At 50.9% G+C, this 22,089-nt stretch carries 18 protein-coding genes and 2 tRNA genes; 7 read left to right on the top strand and 13 right to left on the bottom strand.

Annotation, left to right across the window (positions count from 1 at the left end; genetic code table 11):
• Nucleotides 1-3: 3 nt before the first annotated feature.
• The 4 genes from oppB to MWH02_RS00990 all read right to left on the bottom strand — a co-directional run bounded on the left by oppB (nt 4) and on the right by MWH02_RS00990 (nt 5,660).
• Complete coding sequence (oppB, locus tag MWH02_RS01005) at nt 4-924, bottom strand: oligopeptide ABC transporter permease OppB (protein ID WP_222233351.1); 921 nt, start codon at nt 922-924, stop codon at nt 4-6.
• A gap of 80 nt (nt 925-1,004) precedes the next feature.
• Nucleotides 1,005-2,645 carry an oligopeptide ABC transporter substrate-binding protein OppA gene (gene oppA, locus MWH02_RS01000; RefSeq protein WP_110866261.1) on the bottom strand — a complete coding sequence of 547 codons (1,641 nt, stop codon included), beginning with the start codon at nt 2,643-2,645 and terminating at the stop codon, nt 1,005-1,007.
• A gap of 159 nt (nt 2,646-2,804) precedes the next feature.
• Entirely contained in the window at nt 2,805-4,439 is a 1,635-nt protein-coding gene (locus MWH02_RS00995) for an ABC transporter substrate-binding protein (protein WP_271459701.1), read from the bottom strand.
• Between the two features lie 573 nt (nt 4,440-5,012).
• The gene (locus MWH02_RS00990; protein ID WP_008106584.1) at nt 5,013-5,660 is read right to left on the bottom strand and encodes a YchE family NAAT transporter; all 648 of its coding nucleotides are present in this window, start codon (nt 5,658-5,660) and stop codon (nt 5,013-5,015) included.
• A gap of 446 nt (nt 5,661-6,106) precedes the next feature.
• Here MWH02_RS00990 and adhE point away from each other — a divergent pair, with 446 nt between their 5' ends.
• A complete protein-coding gene (gene adhE, locus MWH02_RS00985) occupies nt 6,107-8,782 on the top strand; it encodes a bifunctional acetaldehyde-CoA/alcohol dehydrogenase (protein WP_271459700.1) in 2,676 nt (891 codons plus the stop codon).
• A 55-nt stretch (nt 8,783-8,837) separates the two neighbouring features.
• Here the strand turns inward: adhE and tdk are convergent, their stop codons facing one another.
• The gene (tdk, locus tag MWH02_RS00980; RefSeq protein WP_101764244.1) at nt 8,838-9,458 is read right to left on the bottom strand and encodes a thymidine kinase; all 621 of its coding nucleotides are present in this window, start codon (nt 9,456-9,458) and stop codon (nt 8,838-8,840) included.
• A gap of 402 nt (nt 9,459-9,860) precedes the next feature.
• Here tdk and hns point away from each other — a divergent pair, with 402 nt between their 5' ends.
• On the top strand, nt 9,861-10,268 hold the full coding sequence (gene hns / locus MWH02_RS00975; RefSeq protein ID WP_101764243.1) for a histone-like nucleoid-structuring protein H-NS: 408 nt from the start codon (nt 9,861-9,863) through the stop codon (nt 10,266-10,268).
• Nucleotides 10,269-10,363: 95 nt separating this feature from the next.
• Here the strand turns inward: hns and MWH02_RS00970 are convergent, their stop codons facing one another.
• The 5 genes from MWH02_RS00970 to rssA form a co-directional block, all read right to left on the bottom strand.
• On the bottom strand, nt 10,364-11,371 hold the full coding sequence (locus tag MWH02_RS00970) for an NAD-dependent epimerase (RefSeq protein ID WP_101764242.1): 1,008 nt from the start codon (nt 11,369-11,371) through the stop codon (nt 10,364-10,366).
• 10 nt (nt 11,372-11,381) lie between these two features.
• Nucleotides 11,382-12,725: a UDP-glucose dehydrogenase family protein gene (locus MWH02_RS00965; RefSeq protein WP_137385896.1), complete on the bottom strand. Its 1,344-nt coding sequence runs from the start codon at nt 12,723-12,725 to the stop codon at nt 11,382-11,384.
• Between the two features lie 23 nt (nt 12,726-12,748).
• Nucleotides 12,749-13,657, bottom strand: coding sequence for a UTP--glucose-1-phosphate uridylyltransferase GalU (gene galU / locus MWH02_RS00960; RefSeq protein ID WP_101764240.1), 909 nt, complete (start codon nt 13,655-13,657; stop codon nt 12,749-12,751).
• A gap of 194 nt (nt 13,658-13,851) precedes the next feature.
• Nucleotides 13,852-14,868, bottom strand: a complete 1,017-nt coding sequence (gene rssB / locus MWH02_RS00955) for a two-component system response regulator RssB (protein ID WP_101764239.1) — start codon at nt 14,866-14,868, stop codon at nt 13,852-13,854.
• A gap of 102 nt (nt 14,869-14,970) precedes the next feature.
• Nucleotides 14,971-15,876: a patatin-like phospholipase RssA gene (rssA, locus tag MWH02_RS00950; protein ID WP_101764238.1), complete on the bottom strand. Its 906-nt coding sequence runs from the start codon at nt 15,874-15,876 to the stop codon at nt 14,971-14,973.
• A gap of 96 nt (nt 15,877-15,972) precedes the next feature.
• On the opposite strand from rssA, the gene MWH02_RS00945 reads away from it, so the two are divergent.
• The 5 genes from MWH02_RS00945 to xthA all read left to right on the top strand — a co-directional run bounded on the left by MWH02_RS00945 (nt 15,973) and on the right by xthA (nt 18,622).
• A complete protein-coding gene (locus MWH02_RS00945; RefSeq protein ID WP_101764237.1) occupies nt 15,973-16,428 on the top strand; it encodes a YchJ family metal-binding protein in 456 nt (151 codons plus the stop codon).
• 57 nt (nt 16,429-16,485) lie between these two features.
• Nucleotides 16,486-17,334, top strand: a complete 849-nt coding sequence (gene purU, locus MWH02_RS00940) for a formyltetrahydrofolate deformylase (RefSeq protein ID WP_101764236.1) — start codon at nt 16,486-16,488, stop codon at nt 17,332-17,334.
• 144 nt (nt 17,335-17,478) lie between these two features.
• A tRNA-Tyr gene (locus tag MWH02_RS00935) sits at nt 17,479-17,563 on the top strand.
• 42 nt (nt 17,564-17,605) lie between these two features.
• Nucleotides 17,606-17,690, top strand: a tRNA-Tyr gene (locus MWH02_RS00930).
• A gap of 125 nt (nt 17,691-17,815) precedes the next feature.
• Nucleotides 17,816-18,622 (top strand): exodeoxyribonuclease III, encoded by an 807-nt coding sequence (gene xthA / locus MWH02_RS00925; protein WP_271459699.1) that lies wholly within the window; start codon nt 17,816-17,818, stop codon nt 18,620-18,622.
• Between the two features lie 32 nt (nt 18,623-18,654).
• On the opposite strand, the gene MWH02_RS00920 is transcribed toward xthA, so the two are convergent.
• Genes MWH02_RS00920 through selD form a run of 3 tightly spaced genes read right to left on the bottom strand, consistent with a single transcriptional unit; the run spans nt 18,655 to nt 21,938 of the window.
• Nucleotides 18,655-18,951 (bottom strand): YnjH family protein, encoded by a 297-nt coding sequence (locus MWH02_RS00920; protein ID WP_271460165.1) that lies wholly within the window; start codon nt 18,949-18,951, stop codon nt 18,655-18,657.
• Nucleotides 18,951-20,873, bottom strand: coding sequence for a DNA topoisomerase III (locus MWH02_RS00915; protein WP_271459698.1), 1,923 nt, complete (start codon nt 20,871-20,873; stop codon nt 18,951-18,953). Before MWH02_RS00915 ends, MWH02_RS00920 begins: the two co-directional genes overlap by 1 nt.
• A 21-nt stretch (nt 20,874-20,894) precedes the next feature.
• Complete coding sequence (gene selD / locus MWH02_RS00910; protein ID WP_271459697.1) at nt 20,895-21,938, bottom strand: selenide, water dikinase SelD; 1,044 nt, start codon at nt 21,936-21,938, stop codon at nt 20,895-20,897.
• Between the last annotated feature and the right edge of the window lie 151 nt (nt 21,939-22,089).

Raw genomic sequence — 22,089 nt, 5'->3', positions numbered from 1 at the left:
CAATCAGTAACGGATTTTCGGATCGATCACGGCGTACAGCACATCAACAATCGCGTTAAACAGAATGGTCAGCACGCCAACCAGAATGGTCAGACTCATCACCAGCGAGTAGTCACGGTTCAATGCCCCGTTAACGAACAGCTGGCCGATGCCCGGCAAACCATAGATGGATTCAATCACCATGGAACCGGTGATGATGCCGACAAACGCCGGTCCCATATAGGAAAGCACCGGCAACATGGCAGGCTTCAGCGCGTGACGCAGCACGATACGACGCAATGGCAGCCCTTTAGCGCGCGCGGTGCGGATGAAGTTTGAATGCATTACTTCAATCATCGAACCACGGGTAATACGCGCGATGCTGGCGATGTAGGCCAGCGACAGCGCCACCATCGGCAGCAACATGTAATTCCATTGGCCGCCGTTCCAGCCGCCGCCTGGTAGCCAGCGTAAGGTAATCGCAAACACCAGCACCAGTAACGGTGCCACGACAAAGCTGGGGATCACCACGCCGGTCATCGCGACCCCCATCACGGCATAATCCCACAAACTGTTTTGCTTCAGGGCGGCGATCACGCCAGCCGTTACGCCCAGCACCACGGCGAGGAAGAAGGCAGCCAGACCAAGTTTGGCTGACACCGGGAAGGCGTGGCCGACCAGATAATTGACCGAGTAATCTTTGTATTTAAACGAAGGGCCAAAGTCGCCATGTGCCAACTGCACCAGGTAGCTCAGGTACTGTTTGCCAATGGGATCGTTGAGATGGTACTTCGCTTCGATATTCGCCATCACTTCCGGCGAGAGGACACGTTCGCCGGAAAATGGACTGCCGGGTGCCAGTCGCATCATAAAGAAAGAGATGGTGATGAGGATAAACAGCGTCGGGATGGCTTCAAGGAGCCGACGCAGGATGAATTTTAACATTGCCGTACCTACCAGGCTGTTGCTTCACAAAGTAAAAAGGCGGTGCCGCAGCACCGCCACTGTCGATAGCCTGAGTGCTATTAATGTTTAATGATATACAGGTTTTTATCGACGGTTTTATCCAGCGGATCGTTGCCGGTGTAACCGCCCACGTAAGGTTTCACCAAACGCGCATTGACGTAGTAGTAAACCGGTACAATGGTGCTGTCTTTATCCAGAATCTGCTCAGCTTTCTGATAATCCGCTACGCGCGCTTTATCGTCTGTGGCTTTAACCGCATCGTGAATAACTTTATCGAAGTCAGCGCTTTTGTAATGCGAGGTGTTACTGCTGCTGTCAGACAGCATGATGTTCAGGAATGAAGTGGGTTCGTTGTAATCCGCACACCATGCCGCACGAGAGACATCAAAGTTGCCCTGATGACGCGTGTCGAGGAAGGTTTTCCACTCCTGGTTTTCCAGCTTGATGTTCACGCCGATGTTTTTCTTCCAGATAGAAGAGGCCGCGATCGCCAGTTTCTTGTGCAGATCGGAGGTGTTGTACAGCAGGTTGAAGGTCAGCGGTTTATCCGCGGTGTAACCCGCTTCAGCCAGCAGCTTTTTCGCTTCTTCGTTACGCTTGTTCTGATCCCACTTGAACCAATCCGGCGGCAGCAGTTCCATGCCATCGGTGGCTGGCGGGGTGAAGCTGTAAGCCGGTTGCTGACCTTGTGCCAGAACCTTGTTCACCATGATGTCGCGATCCAGACCGAGTTTCAGCGCGGTACGCACGCGTGGATCGGTGAATGGCGCTTTCTGGTTATTGATTTCGTAGTAATAGGTGCACAGGTATGGCTTGACCATCAACTCTTTGCCGTTGTCACGCTGCAGTTTTTTGAACAGCTCGATAGGCATGTTGTTGTAAGTGATATCGCTGCCGTTCTCAGAGAAGTAACGGTTAACGTCGCTGACTTCGGAGTTAATTGGCAGGAAGGTGACTTTGTTCAGCACGGTGTGCTCGTTATCCCAATACTGCGGGTTACGCACCAGCGTTACGCGTTCGTTGATCACGTGCGATTCAAGTTTAAAGGCGCCGTTACCGACCCAGTTTTGCGGTTGAGTCCACTGATCGCCAAATTTGTCGATCGCCGGCTTATACACCGGAGACATCACGGAGTTGATCAGCAGTTTATAGAAGTAAGGTACGGGCTCGCTCAGCGTCACTTCCAGCGTGTGATCGTCGATGGCTTTTACGCCCAGCTCGGAAGTTGGCTTTTTACCGGCGATGATGTCGTCAACATTGACGATGTGGCCGTATTGCGGATAGCTGGCATAAGGCGATGCGGTTTTCGGATCGACCAGGCGCTGCCAGCTATATACGAAATCTTGTGCAGTGACCGGCTCACCGTTGGACCATTTAGCGTTCTTGCGCAGGTGGAAAGTCCAGACTTTGAAATCTTTGTTTTCCCAGCTTTCTGCCACGCCCGGTACCGGTTTGCCATCGCTGTCGCTGGTGATTAAACCTTCATACAGGTCACGCGCGATGTTGTCTTCGGGTACACCTTCAATCTTGTGGGGATCCAGCGACTGTACTTCATCGCCGTTACCGCGAACCAGTTCCTGTTTTGCTGCCAATTCAACGCCTGCTGGCACTGTTGCTGCCAGCGCGGCATTCCCTGCCAGCGCGCCGATTGCGGCTAATACGCCCGCGGCAATCAGGCTTTTTTTTGTGATGTTGTTCATTATTACGCTCCAGTTTTATTATCTTTACCGGGTCGATTTTACGCCCGGCGTACCCCGTTTCCAGGTGATCTTCGCGTGTCTGAACGAAGACCCTAACCACCCTTCAGGGTTTACCACGGTAAAGTGCCGCCCGACTGTAGCGCCGGATCGGCCCATTACTCAATGTTTCTTTATGTAATAGTATTTCAACGCCAGCATGTCCTGCGGATCTTTGCCGGTAAAACCACCCACCCAGGGTTTTACCAACCGCACGCTGACGCGGTAATAGACCGGTACGATTGGCGAGTCTTTATCGAGTTGCGCTTCCGCCTGCTGATAAAGCGAGGCGCGCTTTGCTTCGTCTGCGCTGGTTAATGTTTGCTTCATCAACTGGTCAAACGCCGGGCTGTGGTAAAACGCGGTGTTATTGGATGAACCGCTCAACAGCATATTCAGGAAGGTAGAAGGTTCATTGTAATCCGCGCACCATGTGGCGCGTACCACGTCATACTGCGCCTGATGGCGCGTCTCCAGCAGCGTTTTCCACTCCTGGTTCTGCAATGACACCACCGCCCCCAAATTTTTCTGCCACATCGAGGCCGCAGCAATCGCCTGTCGCTTGTTTTGTTCGGAGGTGTTGTACAGCAGCGTAAAACGCAGCGGGTTTTGCTGATTAAAGCCGGCATCGGCTAATAACTGTTTGGCGCTGGCATTACGCTCGGACTGCGTTTGTTGCGCCCAGGCCGGAGGGGAAAGCGTAATACCGTGGGTAAACGGCGGCGTCAATCCGTAGGCAGGAATCTGGCCCTGGCCCATGATCTTCTGCGCAATGATGTCGCGATCAAGGGTTAACTTTAGCGCGGCGCGTACGCGCGCGTCATCGAATGGCGCTTTTTTGTTATTAATTTCGTAATAGAAGGTGCACAGCAGCGGGCTGATTTTGACCTCATCGCCGAGATCCTGCTGTAACTTTTTGAACATTTCCGGCGGCACTACGCTGTTGGTCATATCGGTGCCACCGCTGCGATAGCGGTTGATATCGCTGTTCTCTGAGGAGAGCGGTAAAAATACGCCCTCTTCCATCACCGTGTGGGCATTATCCCAATACTGTGGATTGCGTTTAACCACGATTTTTTCATTTACCACCCACTCCGCGAGTGTAAAAGCGCCATTGCCAACATAGTGTTGCGGCTGTGTCCACTGCTCGCCCCACTGCTCTATCGCCGGACGATAGACCGGTTTCATCGCGCTGTGAGCCAGCATGGCAACAAAGTAGGGAACGGGTTCAGAAAGGGTGACTTGCAGATGACGATCATCGAGGGCTTTAACGCCGAGTTCAGAGGGTGCGGCTTTGCCAGACAGAATGGCGTCAACGTTCGCCACATGCGCAGCCTGTAAGTAGCTGGCGTAAGGCGAAGCAGTTTTAGGATCGGCCAGGCGCTGCCAGCTGTAGACGAAATCCTGAGCAGTAACAGGCTGGCCGTTACTCCAGCGCGCATCGTCACGCAGCGTGAAAATCCAGATGCGCCCTTCTTCGCTTTGCCATTGCTTAGCGACACCGGGGACGAGTTGACCGTTATTATCGGTTTCAACCAGGCCTTCCAGCAAATTACGCATGACATTGGATTCCGGCACGCCTTCTGCTTTCTGCGGATCAAGCGTTGCCACCTCACTGCCATTATTGATCACGATACGCTGTAATTCTGATAATTGCGTGCCCGCGGGAATTTGGGCTGCCTGGCTTGCTGCCAGTGCGCCTGTAAGGCAGAAGGCAAGCACTGAACGTACGGCCGTTTTCGCTACCATGCATTTCATCAACAAATATCAACCTTAATCATAAGCCTGATAGCCTGTAAGCAAGAAGCGTACACATTTGTCACTATCAGATAAAAAATTTGTGATGTGCCGAAAATTATCAGAACCGATGCCCGCACGCCAAAGCTAAACTGCAAAAATGTTAGCAGATTCTCTTTTATCACGTTCGCGAGAGTAGGAGAAGTGTTAATTCTTTTATTGAATTATCGATTAACCAAATGATTTTAAAGTTATTTGTAGGATAACTGCATGTAATTTACTCGTTATTGTTCTTTCAATATGATTTTTACGAATTCGACTATAAAAATAGCCATTATCCGCATAAAGAGTCATCGATTAACTTATCAACTTTTCTCAAATGCTAATTTCAAAGATATGTGCAGAACAATTATCTGTGACAATTATCACAGTTTAGTGTGAGGTTTTACTCGGATGGGATGAGGATAGTAGTAAAAGTGATGCTGGACGTTTGCAGTTAAGGCTAACGAATAAATTAACCAAAATGGTGCAATAAAATGAAGATATGCACCATTTTGGATCGTGAAATCTCTTAAAAGAAAAAAATAACTTCGATTAATTCAGCAAACCAGGAAAAATAGATTTCATACCTGTAACAATAAACTCGATGCCCAACGCCATTAACAACAAGCCCATAATACGGGTGATCACGTTAATCCCGGTTTGTCCAAGCACTCGCACCATCAACGGTGCTGCGCGGAACAGCAGCCAACAGCAAAAGGCGAAAATGGCAATCGCGATACTAAAACCAATTAAGTTCTGCCAGCTGTGATAACGCGTACTCCAGACAATGGTTGAACTAATTGCACCGGGACCAGCCATTAACGGTAACGCTAGCGGTACCACGCCAATGCTTTCGCGAATAGCGCTCTCTGACTTCTCCTGCTTGTTCTGCTTATCCTCACCCAGTTTTCCGCTGATCATCGACATCGCGATAGTGACCACCAGAATACCGCCAGCAATACGGAATGAATCTATCGAAATGCCAAACAGATGCAGGATGCCATCGCCAAGAAACAGTGACGTCCAGAGGATGATGGCCACGGCCAGGTTGGCGGTAAGATTAGTTTTATTACGTTCAACCACCGCCTGATAGCTGGTCATGCTGATAAAGACCGGGATGATACCTACCGGATTTACCAGGGCAAACAAACCGACAAAAAACTTAATGTAGCCGGAAAGATCGAGTAGCACGGGATTCAAAGTGGGCTCCGGTAAAGTCTGAGTAGAAAAGCGCGCTTAATGTAGTGCATAAGCCGGGCGAAAAACCAGAGGTGGCGGCAGAAATTTATGCTATCCGTCTGGCTTTGAGCCAGTTTTTTCAACTGCTGTTAACCGTTGGTTATTGCGATGCAGCCGATGCGTGCAGAATATGTGGCACATCGCGCTAACTTTACTTGCGAAAGTTAGTGCTGAAAGGTGTCAGCTTAGATCCGGATTGATCTGCATCAAAATTTACCTACCTCATCAGGGGTAATCTTACCCCGTCGAAACAACTTCCTGACGCTTAAGTATCTTGACCAGGAAACCCTTTTAGTAAGCAACGGCAAAACAGACGCCAACCTGCCCAATATATAAGCATAGCGTGACTATACTTCTGGATTCAGGCTTGTTTACTAAAAGAGTTTAACTTCCTTCAGGAGAGCACTATGGCCGTTACTAATGTTGCCGAACTTAATGCACTGGTTGAACGTGTAAAAAAGGCACAGCGTGAGTACGCTAATTTTAGTCAGGAACAAGTTGATGCAATCTTCCGCGCTGCCGCCCTCGCCGCTGCAGACGCACGCATTCCACTGGCCAAGCTGGCCGTGGCCGAATCAGGTATGGGTATTGTTGAAGATAAAGTCATCAAGAACCACTTTGCTTCTGAATACATCTATAACGCCTATAAAGATGAAAAAACCTGCGGTATTCTCGCCACTGATGACACCTTCGGCACGATTACTATTGCTGAACCGATTGGCCTGATCTGCGGCATCGTTCCTACCACCAACCCAACTTCTACGGCGATTTTCAAAGCACTGATCAGCCTGAAAACCCGTAACGGCATTATCTTCTCTCCGCATCCACGTGCGAAAGATGCTACTAACAAAGCCGCTGACATTGTGCTGCAGGCAGCGATTGCGGCGGGTGCGCCAAAAGATATCATCGGCTGGATCGACACCCCATCTGTCGAGCTTTCTAATCAGTTAATGCATCACCCTGATATCAACCTGATCCTTGCAACCGGCGGTCCGGGCATGGTCAAAGCCGCTTACAGTTCCGGTAAGCCCGCGATTGGTGTTGGTGCCGGTAACACGCCAGTGGTAATTGATGAAACAGCGGATATCAAACGCGCTGTCGCATCCATCCTGATGTCGAAGACCTTCGATAACGGTGTGATTTGTGCGTCTGAGCAATCCGTAATTGTGGTTGATTCGGCTTATGATGCGGTACGTGAGCGTTTTGCCAGCCACGGCGGCTATCTGCTGCAAGGTAAAGAGCTTAAAGCGATTCAGGATATCATTCTGAAGAATGGCGCGTTGAATGCGGCGATTGTCGGCCAGCCAGCGACGAAGATTGCCGAATTGGCGGGAATTAGCGTGCCGGCAACCACCAAGATTCTGATTGGTGAAGTGAAACTGGTTGATGAATCAGAGCCTTTCGCGCATGAAAAACTCTCTCCAACCTTAGCGATGTACCGGGCGAAGGATTACCACGAAGCGGTCGATAAAGCTGAAAAACTGGTAACCATGGGCGGTATCGGCCACACCTCATGTCTGTATACCGATCAGGATAATCAGATCGAGCGTGTGCATTACTTCGGCGACAAAATGAAGACCGCGCGTATTCTGATTAACACGCCGGCGTCACAAGGCGGTATCGGTGACCTGTACAACTTCAAGTTGGCTCCATCACTGACGTTGGGCTGTGGTTCGTGGGGCGGTAACTCTATTTCTGAAAACGTAGGACCAAAACATCTCATCAACAAGAAAACCGTGGCCAAGCGAGCTGAGAATATGTTGTGGCATAAACTTCCGAAGTCTATTTACTTCCGTCGCGGCTCACTGCCGATTGCTCTGGAAGAAGTGGCAACTGATGGTGCCAAACGCGCCTTTATCGTTACCGACCGCTTCCTGTTCAATAATGGCTATGCCGATCAGGTGACTCGCGTACTGAAATCTCACGGTATTGAAACCGAAGTCTTCTTCGAAGTAGAAGCTGACCCAACGCTGAGCATCGTCCGTAAAGGTGCAGAGCAGATGAACAGCTTTAAACCTGATGTGATTATCGCACTGGGCGGTGGTTCACCGATGGATGCAGCAAAAATCATGTGGGTGATGTACGAACATCCTGAGACGCATTTCGAAGAACTGGCACTGCGCTTTATGGACATCCGTAAACGCATCTATAAGTTCCCGAAAATGGGTGTTAAAGCGCGTATGGTGGCCATCACTACCACTTCCGGTACGGGTTCTGAAGTAACGCCGTTTGCCGTGGTGACGGACGATGCGACCGGCCAGAAATATCCATTAGCGGATTATGCGCTGACGCCAGATATGGCCATAGTTGATGCCAACCTGGTGATGGATATGCCGCGTTCACTTTGCGCCTTCGGTGGCCTCGATGCGGTAACGCACTCACTCGAAGCCTATGTCTCCGTATTAGCGAATGAGTATTCTGATGGTCAGGCCTTGCAAGCACTGAAACTGTTGAAAGAGAATCTGCCAGCCAGTTATCGTGATGGCGCAAAAAATCCGGTAGCACGTGAACGCGTTCACAATGCGGCAACTATCGCGGGGATTGCGTTCGCAAACGCCTTCCTGGGTGTGTGTCACTCAATGGCGCATAAACTGGGCTCTGAGTTCCACATTCCACACGGTCTGGCAAACGCCCTGCTGATTTCAAACGTCATTCGCTATAACGCCAATGACAACCCGACTAAGCAAACGGCTTTCAGCCAGTACGACCGCCCACAAGCACGTCGTCGTTATGCTGAGATTGCTGACCATCTGGGACTCTCCGCCGCTGGCGACCGCACCGCGCAGAAAATTGAAAAACTGCTCGCCTGGCTTGAAGAGATGAAAACGCAGTTGGGCATCCCAACCTCAATCCGCGAAGCGGGCGTGCAGGAAGCTGATTTCCTCGCGAAAGTGGACAAACTGGCTGAGGATGCATTCGATGACCAATGTACCGGTGCGAACCCACGCTATCCGCTGATTGCTGAGTTAAAACAAATCATGCTGGATACCTTCTACGGTCGTGAATTCTCTGAGTCATTGAGTGAGAATGCTCAAGAAGTTAAAGCCGAAGTGAAAATTGACAAGAAAACGAAAAAAGCCTAAACCGCTTTAAACAAAAAACCCGCTACGGCGGGTTTTTTTATGGCTTGCTGATGAGTTAAACCTGCGGCGATTGTGAGCCATATATCGCCTGAAGTGAACCCTCATCGATTGCCTGCTTATAGTGTTTACGACAGACCGATATATAACGCTCATTGCCACCAATCACCACCTGCTCACCTTCGCTGAAAGGTTTACCCTTAGCATCAAGACGAAGCACCATGCTGGCTTTTCTGCCACAGTGGCAGATGGTTTTAAGCTCAACCAGCTTATCCGCCCATGCCAGTAAATATTGGCTGCCAACAAACAGCTCTCCACGGAAATCGGTGCGCAGGCCATAGCAAAGCACCGGAATATCCAGATTGTCGACAACATCAGATAATGCTTTGACCTGTTCGCGCGTAAGGAACTGGCTTTCATCGACTAACACGCAATGCACGGGTTGCTTCGCATGTTCTGCAGCTATTTCCTCATCGAGCTTTGTCTCATCGTTATATAAAAATGCAGGAGACGAAAGCCCGATACGTGAACTGACTTTGCCTGCACCAAAGCGGTTGTCGATCTCGGCGGTATAAACCAACGATCGCATACCACGTTCATGATAATTATAAGAAGACTGTAGCAAAGCCGTTGATTTACCCGCATTCATCGCAGAGTAATAAAAATAAAGTTGAGCCATTAGAAAATCTCATCGCAGCCTATATCTGTTGCGGCGCAGTTTACCATAAACCTGTATAGCTGTAGCGATGCATTATTTTTATCATCTGTTCAAAATAACATCACCATTAAGATGGATATCACAGTCACTATAGAAAGAAAGCACGTTTTGACAAAATAGCGATTACGTCGATATTTTATTCATTTAAATTAAAGCCGAAGCGTCAGGTTTAGCGTTCAGCCTGGTCAGCAAGTTAGAAAAGATTACCAAATAAGTAAATATATTCTGAAGAGCGTTATCAATCTGCCCTTCTTTTTTATTTTTACGTTTTGCTTTTAAATCTGGCTATTGCAGTTATTTTTTTGCACCATTATTATGAGTCGGCAGAACAACTCCCATTTATTATATTTTGAGATTAGGACAATGAGCGAAGCACTTAAAATTCTTAATAATATCCGTACATTGCGCGCACAAGCTCGGGAATGCTCTCTGGAAACATTGGAAGAGATGCTAGAAAAACTCGAAGTTGTGGTCAATGAGCGTCGTGAAGATGATACTCATGCACAAGCGGAAAATGCAGAACGCACACGCAAACTCGAACAATACCGCGAGATGCTAATTGCCGATGGTATTGACCCAAATGATCTGTTACAGGCATTATCTGAAACGAAAGTTCCGGGCAAAGCTAAGCGCGCTGCGCGTCCAGCTAAATATTCTTACGTTGATGAAAACGGTGAAAACCGCACCTGGACTGGCCAGGGCCGCACTCCTGCTGTGATTAAAAAAGCAATTGAAGAACAAGGTAAACAACTGGACGATTTCCTACTGTAATCGTTCCAGCGCTCAGCATTGTAATTAGTTCATCGCTAATTCACTTTGACCAGGTAAGAAAAAGGAAGCCAATGGCTTCCTTTTTTCATACTTAATTATTGTTGATAGAAGCGGCGATACCAATCAACAAAATGCTGCACACCTTGCTCTACGCTAGTTTGAGGACGGAAATTGATCGCGTCGTACAAAGGTTGCGTGTCAGCGCTGGTGCCCAGTACGTCGCCAGGTTGCATGGGCAGCATATTTTTTTTCGCTTCAATGCCCAATGCTTTTTCCAGCGACTCAATATACGTCATTAAGCTGGTCGGCTGGCTATTACCAATGTTGTAAACGCGGTAAGGAGCCGAGCTGCTGGCGGGAGAACCTGCTTCCACCGTCCACTTTTCATCCGGTTGAGGAATCACATCCTGCAAGCGCACGATTGCTTCAGCAATATCATCGATATACGTAAAGTCACGCGTCATTTGTCCGTTGTTATAGACGTCAATTTGCTCACCCGCTAACATCGCGCGTGTAAATTTGAACAATGCCATATCCGGACGGCCCCATGGGCCATACACGGTGAAGAAACGTAATCCCGTAGTGGGCAATTGATAAAGGTGTGAATAGGTATGCGACATCAATTCGTTGGCTTTTTTTGTGGCCGCGTAAAGTGAAACCGGATGGTCAACGGAATCGTCCGTTGAAAAAGGCATTTTGCGATTCAGGCCATAAACTGAACTGGATGAGGCATACAAAAGGTGGCCAATTTTATGATGACGGCAACCTTCAAGAATATTGAGGTGGCCGATCAAATTTGCTTCGGCATAAGCATGAGGATTTTCGATTGAATAACGCACGCCGGCTTGAGCGCCCAAATGAATAACGCGTTCAAACGCATGCTCAGCGAATAAAGAGGAAATGGCCTGGCGATCCGCCAGGTCCATTTTTACGAAAATAAAATCAGGATGTTGGGTGTTCTGGTCTAAACGAGCCTGTTTCAGGCTGACATCATAATAGTCATTCAGGTTATCGATGCCGACAACCTGGTGACCAGCGGCCAGCAAACGCTGACTGACGTGAAATCCAATAAAACCTGCCGCGCCGGTGACCAGAAACTTCATACATCCCTCATTATTCTACGATTTTAATTGACGCTCCGCGGCCGATTGCATAGTACGTGAAACCGCGCTTGCTGATACGCTCAGGATCATACAGGTTACGACCATCAAAAATCACGGGTTCTTTTAACGCACTTTTGATGACGTCAAAGTCTGGCGCACGGAAGTTTTGCCACTCAGTACAGATCACTAAGCCATCCGCACCCTGCAGCGCTGCTTCCTTGGTACCCATCAACTTCAGATCGTTACGATGGCCGTAAATGCGTTGCGCTTCGTCCATCGCTTCTGGGTCGAACGCCTGAACCGTTGCCCCTGCTTCCCACAGCGTCTCCATCAGAACGCGGCTGGAGGCTTCACGCATATCGTCAGTGTTCGGTTTGAACGCCAGTCCCCACAGAGCAAAGGTTTTGCCGCGCAAATCGTCGCCAAAATGGCGTTTGATAAATGTAGGCAGCTTGTTCTTCTGCGAGTCGTTAACGTCTTCAACCGCCTGCAGTAGACGCGGAGTGTAACCAATTGACTCAGCAGTACGAATCAGCGCCTGCACGTCTTTCGGGAAACAAGAACCGCCATAGCCGCAGCCAGGATAGATGAAGTGATAACCAATACGTGAATCTGAACCAATACCCTGGCGAACTTTCTCAACGTCGGCTCCCAGACGTTCTGCCAGGTTAGAGATCTCGTTCATGAAGCTAATTTTGGTTGCCAGCATGCAGTTAGCCGCATATTTGGTCAGCTCTGCACTGCGGATATCCATCAAAATCATACGATCATGATTACGGTTGAACGGCTCGTACAGCTCGCGTAACAGCTCAACCACTTCATCATTATCGGTACCGACAACGATACGTTCAGGACGCATGCAGTCATTGACTGCCGCACCTTCTTTGAGGAATTCCGGGTTTGAAACCACGTCAAAGGCGATGTTTGCATCACGCTTTTGCAGGGTTTCCGTCATTACCGCTCGCACACGATCTGCGGTACCCACTGGTACAGTAGATTTGTCGATAACAACTTTGTGATCGTTCATGTGCTGCGCAATCGTGCGCGCAACGGCAGTCACATACTTCAGATCGGCAGAACCGTCTTCATCCGGTGGCGTACCCACGGCGATAAATTGCATCACGCCATGATTAACGCCTTCTTCCGCATTCGTACTGAACTTCAGGCGACCCGACTCGTAATTAGACATAACAAGCGGCGTCAGGCCTGGTTCAAAGATCGGAATATTGCCTTTCTTTAAGTTCTCGACTTTCTTTTCGTCGACATCAATGCAGAGAACGTCATGTCCGACTTCGGCCAACACCGCAGCCTGAACCAGACCGACATAGCCGATACCAAATACAGTGACTTTCATTGAATTATCCTGTGTTTATTGAGTTACTTTTTGTTGCCTACCGCGCCTTCAAGCCACTGGGTGAAATCTTTACCCAGCACTGGATGGCGAACGCCGTACTCAACAAACGCTTGCATGTAACCCAGTTTGTTACCGCAGTCATGGCTGACACCGTTCAGGTGATAAGCTTCAACGGTCTCTTTTTCCATCAGCATCGCAATGGAGTCAGTCAGCTGAACTTCGCCACCTGCGCCTGGAGGCGTTTTCGCCAGCAGCGGCCAGATTTCAGCAGACAACACGTAACGTCCTACAACGGCCAGGTTTGATGGGGCTTCTGAAGCTTTAGGCTTCTCAACCACGCCAACCATTGGCGCGCTCTGACCTGCAGAGAGTTCAGCACCCTGGCAATCAACTACACCGTAAGCGGTTACATCAGCAACCGGCTCGACCATGATCTGGCTGCGGCCGCTCTCTTCGTAACGAGCCAGCATCTCTGCCAGGTTGTCTTTGGTTGGATCAGATTCGTATTCGTCGATGATTACGTCTGGCAGGATTACAGCGAACGGCTCATCACCAATCAGCGGATGTGCGCACATTACTGCGTGGCCCAGACCTTTCGCGATACCCTGACGAACCTGCATGATGGTGACGTGTGGAGGGCAGATTGACTGGATTTCGTCCAGCAGCTGACGCTTAACACGTTTTTCCAGCATAGATTCCAGCTCAAAACTGGTATCAAAGTGGTTTTCGATGGCGTTTTTAGAAGAGTGCGTAACCAGCACAATCTCGTTAATGCCTGCTGCAATGCACTCATTTACGACATACTGGATCAACGGCTTATCGACCAACGGTAACATCTCTTTTGGAATAGCTTTGGTCGCAGGCAGCATACGCGTGCCGAGGCCTGCAACTGGGATTACCGCTTTTTTAACTTTAGTCTTATAGGCAGACATCAAAAATACCTCTCTTAATAGGCCGTTCAAGTTAATACTTGATATGTCGGTTTAAAAACGAAATGAGTATATCAGTTACTATCAGGTGGAATTATCCTGGAAGAAGTTAATCCACGGAATTTAGGACTATTACCCAAGTGTAAAGCTTGCTCCTGGTCCTGTCTTTAACCCACGGAAAAATTAAATCTAACCGGTTATTCTTCGGCTGAAAGCATCAAACGTAACCTGCCTCCGGCGCCCCAAATATGACACTGCCAGGCGTCGGCACGTTGGCTGATTTGATTAAGATGAGTGCTGCCCATAGTACCAAGCGGCACACCATTACTGAGTTGGATTTGATGAGTATTGACATGCAACGTCGCGTTGAGCCCTGCTGAAACCAGGATTAGGTTTTTTAACTGGCGATGATAATAGCCCACCAGCAACGGGAACTGCCCGCTGAGATTCGCCTGCCTTAACAGCATGTTGACCTGACGCAGCAGCCCATTCAACTCAGGCAGTCGCTGCTTCTGGCCGGAGAGCTGCTCCTGCAGCAAACCATTAAACAGTGCGCGCAGTAACAGCGCGGCTAACACGCCATTATCGCCAGCGCGCGTCACATCAAGGCAATAGAATGCCAAATCGTTATCTGACAGCGCCGCGATATCCAGTACTAAGCCCGGCTGTTCCGCCATGGTGAGCTGACGGTAATTGATACGGCAATTGGCAATGGTTTGCTGCACCGGCGGCTGGAGCTGTTTAAGTAATTTAGAGGCCGCCAGCGGATCGCTGACCAGCGCATCCCAATCCTGAAACAGTTGTTCATCCTCCTCGACTTTGGAGGTAAACATGGATGGATAGAGACACTCAAACACCGCTTCACGGAAACGTTCCATATTTTTGAGCGGTTTTAGCAATACGTCCTGCACGCCCAAACGCAACACATGAGCAATGTCCGCCATATTTTGTGTGGCGGAGATAATCAGAATGGGCACATTGTTGCCGCGCGTGCGAAGACGCTCAACGAACGGGATACCGCCCATACGCGGCATTTCAAGATCGCAAATAACCAGATCCACTGATTGCGCCGACAACAAGGTTAAGCCATCAACACCATCACCTGCCTCAAGCGTTGTTGCACCTAAGCTGGTTAATAAATTGTCTATCAATGAACGGAAAACGACCTCATCTTCGACAATGAGTATCTTTTTGCCGATTAGCGGTTTTTCCATTCTCTCCCCCTGCGTACCAGATAATTCAATAGTGGTTCATAAAATGCCGTTGCGCCTTTCAGAATTGGCTGAAGTCGCAACACCTGTGAATGAACAACCTGACTATCTGCCACGGACCAGCGGTAATAGTTCATCCATTTTTTTCTCAACGGCGGCCTTGCCAGCCGCAATGGCTTCTTCTGCACGATGGAAGTCCAGTGTGGAAATTTGTGGACAAAACGGCTGAATCAGCACATCCGGCGGATCGCCCGCCATGCGGTTACGTTTCAGGCGATTTTCCAGAACCTGGATAGATGTCGACATAATCTCCATCGCACCCGGCGTTTGATTAGCACGGCGATGCGTCAGGCCAATCAGGCGTTGACGCAGTTTCTTTCCCCAGCTCAGCGCTTCTACTGCCGCCGCTTCTTCACCGCTCTGCGGCGTAACTGACAATAAATCCTGTTGCATCAGATGTGCGTCATGCTGTAAATCCACGGCGATAACGATGTCAGCACCCAATGCGCGGGTTAATGAGATCGGCACGGGATTCACCACCGCGCCATCCACCAACCAGTATCCATTGTAAGCAATGGGTGGCAATAAGCCTGGCATACTACAGGACGCACGCACAGCTTGATGCAAATCGCCTTCGGTCAACCACACTTCTCGTCCGGTACTGAGATTGGTCGCGACGACGCCAAATGGCTTATCGCACTCATCGATGAGGTCGTTGGGAATCAGCTGGCGGATGTGGCTAAACACCCGGTCGCCGCGCAATAAACCACCGCGCTGCCACGACAGGTCCATTAATCGAATGACATCCCAATAACGGAATGCACTCACCCACTTCTCCATCACGCCCAGCCGTCCATTCACGTAAGCCGAACCGACCAACGCGCCAACAGAACATCCGGCCACCACATCGATTTCAATCCCTGCGCGTTCCAGCGCATTGATCACGCCGATGTGGGACCAACCTTTGGCAGCACCTGAACCCAGTGCCAGCCCAATCCTGACCTTTCTCATCTCACCTCATGATTGGCATGGTACGTAGCATCACGCCTGACAGTCGGCTACCATAGCGCACGCTTAAATTTACTTTAATCACTTCCAGGAGATGACGTGTCTGAAAAGTGCCCTTGCTGCAGCGGAAAGGAGTATAGCGTATGTTGCCAACCCTTTCTGAATGGCCAAGCGAACCCGTCCAGCGCGGAACAATTAATGCGCTCACGCTACACCGCCTACGTCGTGAAAGATGCCGCGTGGCTGGCGAAAACCTGGCACTCCAGTAAACGCGTGGCCGACCTTGAGACGTTATTATCCGAAAGTTTTGCCGGTACTGAATGGCTGGGCTTGAATGTAACTCGTTGTAATCATGGAAGCCATGAGAATGAAGCCTTCGTGACGTTTTTTGCGCGTTACCTCGAAAAAGGCCGCACTTCAGCCATCTATGAATGTTCGCGCTTTCTTCGCGAGGATCAACGCTGGTACTATGTCGACGGAACAACGCCTGAGTTGGGACGTAACGATCGCTGTCCTTGTGGCGCCGATAAAAAATACAAAAAATGTTGTGGGTAATCTGGACAGATACACAACGGCTTTACCATTCATCGCTTTGACAGGACTCTGATCGAGATGCAAGCGCAAACCATCCAACGAAAAGTTTTACGAACCATTTGCCCTGATGCGAAAGGTTTGATCGCCAAGATCACCAACATTTGCTACAAGCACGAACTCAACATTGTGCAGAACAATGAGTTTGTCGATCACCGCACCGGACGCTTTTTTATGCGCACCGAGCTGGAAGGCATTTTCAACGACAACACCTTGCTGGCCGATCTCGATAGCGCGCTACCCGTCGGTTCAGTGCGTGAACTGCAAAGTGCCGGTCGTCGCCGTGTCGTGATTCTGGTGACCAAAGAGGCGCATTGCCTGGGCGATCTGCTAATGAAAAGCGCGTTTGGCGGTCTGGATATGGAGATTGCTGCAGTCATCGGTAACCACGAAACGCTGCGTTCACTGGTTGAACGTTTCGATATTCCGTTTGTGATGGTGAGCCACGAAGGCCACACGCGTGAAGAGCACGACAACCGCATGGCGGATGAAATTGACCGTTATCAGCCTGATTACGTGGTGCTGGCAAAATATATGCGCGTGTTGACGCCCGCCTTTGTGCAACGTTATCCAAACCAGATCATCAATATTCACCACTCCTTCTTGCCGGCGTTCATTGGCGCGCGTCCGTATCATCAGGCATATGAGCGCGGCGTGAAAATCATCGGCGCTACCGCGCACTACGTGAACGATAACCTCGATGAAGGTCCAATTATCATGCAGGACGTGATCAACGTCGATCATAGCTACACCGCAGAAGAGATGATGCGTGCAGGACGAGACGTTGAGAAGAATGTGTTGAGCCGCGCGCTGTATAAAGTGTTAGGCCAGCGCGTGTTCGTTTACGGCAACCGCACGATCATTCTTTAACCACTTCGGCGCTGAACTGCACAACTCTTCAGCGCCACGCATAAAAAGTGGGCAAACAGTTTTTATTTTCAGTGACGGCGCTTTACAGACTGAGCGCATTTGTTATGATGCGCCCCGCTTTAAGACGCAATGATTCAGGCCAGTGGTGGGATTCCCGAGCGGCCAAAGGGAGCAGACTGTAAATCTGCCGTCACAGACTTCGAAGGTTCGAATCCTTCTCCCACCACCATCTGAATCGTCTCTGCCTGAAGCCACAATATGTCATATCCCCGGTGGGATTCCCGAGCGGCCAAAGGGAGCAGACTGTAAATCTGCCGTCACAGACTTCGAAGGTTCGAATCCTTCTCCCACCACCATCAATACCATTCTCCTGTTTTTCCCACTTGTTTTAATCGTTGTAACCTCCTGATTCACACCATGACTTTTCCCCAAAAACTCGTTACCATCGCGCCATACTTTTGCGGATAAAAATGGCAGCGAAATGAAATTTGTCTCTTTCAACATCAACGGCTTGCGTGCGCGTCCTCATCAATTAGCCGCGCTGGTTGAACAGCATCAACCCGATGTCATCGGCTTGCAGGAAACCAAAGTGCATGACGATATGTTTCCGCTCGAAGACGTCAGCAAACTGGGTTATCACGTGTTTTATCATGGACAGAAAGGTCATTACGGCGTCGCGCTGCTGACCAAAGTTGAGCCTGTCAACGTCTACCGTGGTTTCCCTGGCGATGAGGAAGATGCACAGCGTCGTTTGATCATGGCGGAAATCCCGAGTCCGATTGGTGATATCACGGTGATCAACGGTTATTTTCCGCAGGGTGAAAGCCGCGACCATCCCACCAAGTTCCCAGCGAAAGAGAAGTTTTATCGCGATCTGCAAAGCTATCTTGAGCAACAGCTAGCCGTGGATAAACCGGTATTGATCATGGGCGACATGAACATCAGCAGCACCGATTTTGACATCGGCATTGGTGAAGACAATCGTAAACGCTGGCTGCGTACCGGAAAATGCTCGTTCCTGCCTGAGGAGCGCGAGTGGATGGATCGCTTGCTGAAGTGGGGTTTAGTTGATACCTGGCGCGCTAAGTTCCCGGAAACCAACGATCGTTTCTCATGGTTTGACTACCGTTCGAAAGGCTTTGACGACAACCGTGGTCTGCGCATTGATCTGCTGCTGGCAAGCCAACCGCTTGCCTCGCGCTGCATTGAGAGTGGCATCGATTACGATATCCGCAGCATGGAGAAACCGTCGGATCACGCCCCGGTTTGGTCGACATTTAAGCTGTGATGAAGCAGCGTGGCGTCTAGCGCCACGCGCTTTTATTTGATGATCTTCCAGATAAGCGGATTGGTTCCTAATACCTTCTCATCCCTGCCGCACTGCAATAACACGCCTTCTGCTTTGACCACCGCACCTTCAGAATAACTGCGGTTCTCATAGGTACAGCACTGCATGCAATTGCTCTGACGATTGTTTTGCCCTTGTGGCCAAGCTTCTGGCGGCAGATCCACCACCACATCGGTATTGCCCATACGATTGTTTTCCGGCTGGCGGTTGGCCAGCGCCGAGGTGCTGCATAACAACAATCCGCCCAGCAACATCATTGCATAACGCATCACTCTGTCTCCTTGGTTTTGCGACGAGCCGTTTTCGGTTTGGCTTTCTTTTTGGCCCCAGGCGCTGTCAATCCGCGAAAGGCCTTTAACGACGGTCGCTGGCGTGCTTCACCAATCAGCCCAATCAAGGTGCTGACCAGCGGCTGCATAAACTCATCATAGCGACAAGACTTCTCGCTAATCCGGGTAAGCGTCGATTCCCATTGCGCCGTCATATCGGGCCGGGCGGCCATTTCTGGCAGTGCATGGATCAACGCCCTGCCCGCATCCGTCGAATGAATATAGCGGCCTTTTTTCACCAGGAAAGTGCGGCGGAACAGCAATTCGATAATGCCCGCACGCGTCGCTTCCGTACCTAAACCATCGGTTGCACGCAGCACTTTCTTTAATTCTTTATCCTGCACAAAGCGGGCGATGCCGGTCATCGCAGACAATAGCGTCGCATCGGTAAACGGACGCGGCGGTTGCGTCTGCTTCGCCAGCACTTCGCCGCGCTCGCACAGCAGCTCATCACCTTTAGCGACGACCGGCAGCGGCGTGCCATCGTTCTCCTCGTCACGCTCTTTGCTGCCGAGCAGCGCACGCCAGCCGGCTTCGGCCAGAAAACGCGCTTTGGCGATAAATTTTCCGCCGCCGATATCAAGATCAATAACGCATTTGCGGAACACCGCATCCGGGCAAAACTGCATTAGATACTGGCGGGCGATCAATCCGTAAATATTGGCCTCATTTTCGGTCAGACTAACCTTACTGGCACGCGCAGTGGGAATGATGGCATGGTGCGCATCGACCTTTTTGTCGTCCCAGCAGCGGTTCTTCTGATCGGGATTGAAATCCGCTGGCGGTGTCAGATTGGGCTGATGCGCCTGAATGGCGTTCAGCACCGCATGGCGTCCGGCAAAGTGCTCATCGGGCAGATAGCGGCTATCGGAACGCGGGTAGGTGATCAGCTTATGGGTTTCATACAGCCGCTGACAGCAATCCAGTACGTTCTGCGCGCTGAGGCCAAAGCGCTTACCGGCTTCGATCTGCAGGCCAGAAAGCGAAAATGGCAGCGGTGCGGTATCGGATTCACGTTTGTCGTTATATCCGGTGACCAGCGCCGGCTTACCATTAATGCGCTCAAGCACGTGATCCGCCAGTGGACGATGCAGCAAACGCCCCTCTTCATCCTGCCACGGCTCGCAAGCATCGCTTGGCACCCATGTCGCGACAAAACGCTCGTCTTTTGGCGTGACGATGTGCGCTTTAACTTCGAAATAGTCCTTAGGGATAAAGTTTTCGATCTCTTCATCGCGGCGCACCACTAAACCCAGCACCGGCGTCTGCACGCGGCCAACCGACAGCACGCCGTCGTAACCGGCGTTACGGCCCAGCAAGGTAAAGGCGCGCGTCATGTTGATGCCGTACAGCCAGTCGGCGCGCGCACGCGCTAACGCAGACACACACAGCGGAATGAATTCGCGGTTCTCACGTAGGCGCCCAACCGCACGTTCAACCGCCGAGGGATTAAGATCGTTAATCAGGCAGCGCTGCACCGCTTTGCGTTTCTCTGGTGCGAGCTGCAGATAATCCAGCACTTCATCCACCAGCAGTTGGCCTTCACGATCGGGGTCACCCGCATGCACCACCATGCTGGCTTGTTGCAGCAGGCCTTCAATCACTTTTAACTGCTTAGCCACGGATGGACGTGGCTGCAAGCGCCATTTTTCCGGAATAATCGGTAAATCAGCCAGATTCCAGCGCGCATAGCGGCTGTCATAACTGTCGGGCTGCGCCTGCTCCAGCAGGTGCCCAACACACCAGGTCACAACCTGGTCATTCCCGCAGGCAATATAGCCGTCTCCGCGTCGATGCGGTTTTGGCAACACGTCGGCAATCGCACGCGCTAAGCTGGGTTTTTCGGCAATAAACAAACGCATGGATGGCGTCGTTCCTTAACGTCAGGTAACTACGGTAATCAGTGGACGATCGGCTCTAGCGGCAAACAGTTCGCCAATCGACGTTGCTTGCACGCCTGCTGCAGAGACGCAGCGCTGGAATGCCTCAATGGCGCTGGGTTGAACCGCCACCAGCAGACCACCGGAGGTTTGTGGATCGCACAGCAACGCGCGGGTGGCATCATCTAAGGGTGAAACCTGCTCGCCATAGCTGGCGAAGTTGCGGCTGGTGCCACCGGGCACCGCTCCCGCAGCGATATAGTCATCGACGCCCGCCAGGCGCGGTACCTGCGCTGCAATCACTTCGGCACGCAATCCTGAACCCTGGCAGATTTCACTTAAATGGCCGAGCAAGCCAAAACCGGTGACATCGGTCATCGCGCTGATGCCCGCCAGTTTGGCGAACTCCGCTCCGGCTTTATTCAGCTGGCACATCACATCGGCAGCCAGCGAACGGTGTTCAGGCCGCAGCAGGCCTTTTTTCTCCGCGGTAGTGAGAATGCCAATGCCTAATGGTTTGGTGAGGAAAAGCTGACAACCGGCCTGCGCCGCGCTGTTCTTTTTCACCCGCGCCACATCGACGATACCGGTTACGGCCAGGCCGAAGATCGGCTCTGGCGCATCAATCGAATGGCCGCCCGCCAGGGCGATTCCCGCCGCCTGACAAGCGGCACGCCCGCCCTCGACCACCTGCTGCGCCACTTCCGGACTCAGTAGATTCACCGGCCAGCCTAATATAGCGATCGCCATGATTGGTTTCCCGCCCATGGCGTAGATATCGCTGATGGCGTTAGTGGCGGCGATACGACCAAAGGTAAAAGGATCGTCGACGATCGGCATAAAGAAGTCGGTGGTGCTTACCACCGCAGTACCGTTGCCGAGATCGTAGACTGCAGCATCATCACGCGTTTCATTGCCAACCAGCAGTTGCGGATCGTGAAACGGGCTGAGCTCACTGCGCAGAATGGTTTCCAACACCTGCGGCGAAATCTTGCACCCACAACCCGCACCGTGGCTGTATTGCGTTAAACGAACAGGTTCACTCATGGCGACTTCCTTATGCGATGAACAGAAGGCGCTATGTTAGCCTGGCTGTCAGTTGGGAGTAAGTGTTGCACGACCTAACCTCGATCTTTCGCACAGGCTCTGTGCAATCTTTGCAACGGCGCCTAACCTGCCGCAAAAGTCCAGCATTGTC

Origin of the sequence: Pantoea leporis (assembly GCF_028048155.1) — a bacterium.
In the GTDB taxonomy this organism is placed as follows: domain Bacteria; phylum Pseudomonadota; class Gammaproteobacteria; order Enterobacterales; family Enterobacteriaceae; genus Pantoea; species Pantoea leporis.
This window is presented reverse-complemented; position numbering and strand designations above follow the sequence as displayed.

Excerpts from the sequence above, each read along its gene's own strand:
- MWH02_RS00920 (WP_271460165.1), bottom strand. The coding sequence starts at position 18,951 with ATGCGTTATGCAATGATGTTGCTGGGCGGATTGTTGTTATGCAGCACC.
- oppB (WP_222233351.1), bottom strand. The coding sequence starts at position 924 with ATGTTAAAATTCATCCTGCGTCGGCTCCTTGAAGCCATCCCGACGCTG.
- selD (WP_271459697.1), bottom strand. The coding sequence starts at position 21,938 with ATGAGTGAACCTGTTCGTTTAACGCAATACAGCCACGGTGCGGGTTGT.
- adhE (WP_271459700.1), top strand. The coding sequence starts at position 6,107 with ATGGCCGTTACTAATGTTGCCGAACTTAATGCACTGGTTGAACGTGTA.
- galU (WP_101764240.1), bottom strand. The coding sequence starts at position 13,657 with ATGTCTGCCTATAAGACTAAAGTTAAAAAAGCGGTAATCCCAGTTGCA.
- purU (WP_101764236.1), top strand. The coding sequence starts at position 16,486 with ATGCAAGCGCAAACCATCCAACGAAAAGTTTTACGAACCATTTGCCCT.
- hns (WP_101764243.1), top strand. The coding sequence starts at position 9,861 with ATGAGCGAAGCACTTAAAATTCTTAATAATATCCGTACATTGCGCGCA.
- MWH02_RS00995 (WP_271459701.1), bottom strand. The coding sequence starts at position 4,439 with ATGAAATGCATGGTAGCGAAAACGGCCGTACGTTCAGTGCTTGCCTTC.
- xthA (WP_271459699.1), top strand. The coding sequence starts at position 17,816 with ATGAAATTTGTCTCTTTCAACATCAACGGCTTGCGTGCGCGTCCTCAT.
- tdk (WP_101764244.1), bottom strand. The coding sequence starts at position 9,458 with ATGGCTCAACTTTATTTTTATTACTCTGCGATGAATGCGGGTAAATCA.
- oppA (WP_110866261.1), bottom strand. The coding sequence starts at position 2,645 with ATGAACAACATCACAAAAAAAAGCCTGATTGCCGCGGGCGTATTAGCC.
- rssA (WP_101764238.1), bottom strand. The coding sequence starts at position 15,876 with ATGAGAAAGGTCAGGATTGGGCTGGCACTGGGTTCAGGTGCTGCCAAA.
- rssB (WP_101764239.1), bottom strand. The coding sequence starts at position 14,868 with ATGGAAAAACCGCTAATCGGCAAAAAGATACTCATTGTCGAAGATGAG.
- MWH02_RS00970 (WP_101764242.1), bottom strand. The coding sequence starts at position 11,371 with ATGAAGTTTCTGGTCACCGGCGCGGCAGGTTTTATTGGATTTCACGTC.
- MWH02_RS00965 (WP_137385896.1), bottom strand. The coding sequence starts at position 12,725 with ATGAAAGTCACTGTATTTGGTATCGGCTATGTCGGTCTGGTTCAGGCT.
- MWH02_RS00915 (WP_271459698.1), bottom strand. The coding sequence starts at position 20,873 with ATGCGTTTGTTTATTGCCGAAAAACCCAGCTTAGCGCGTGCGATTGCC.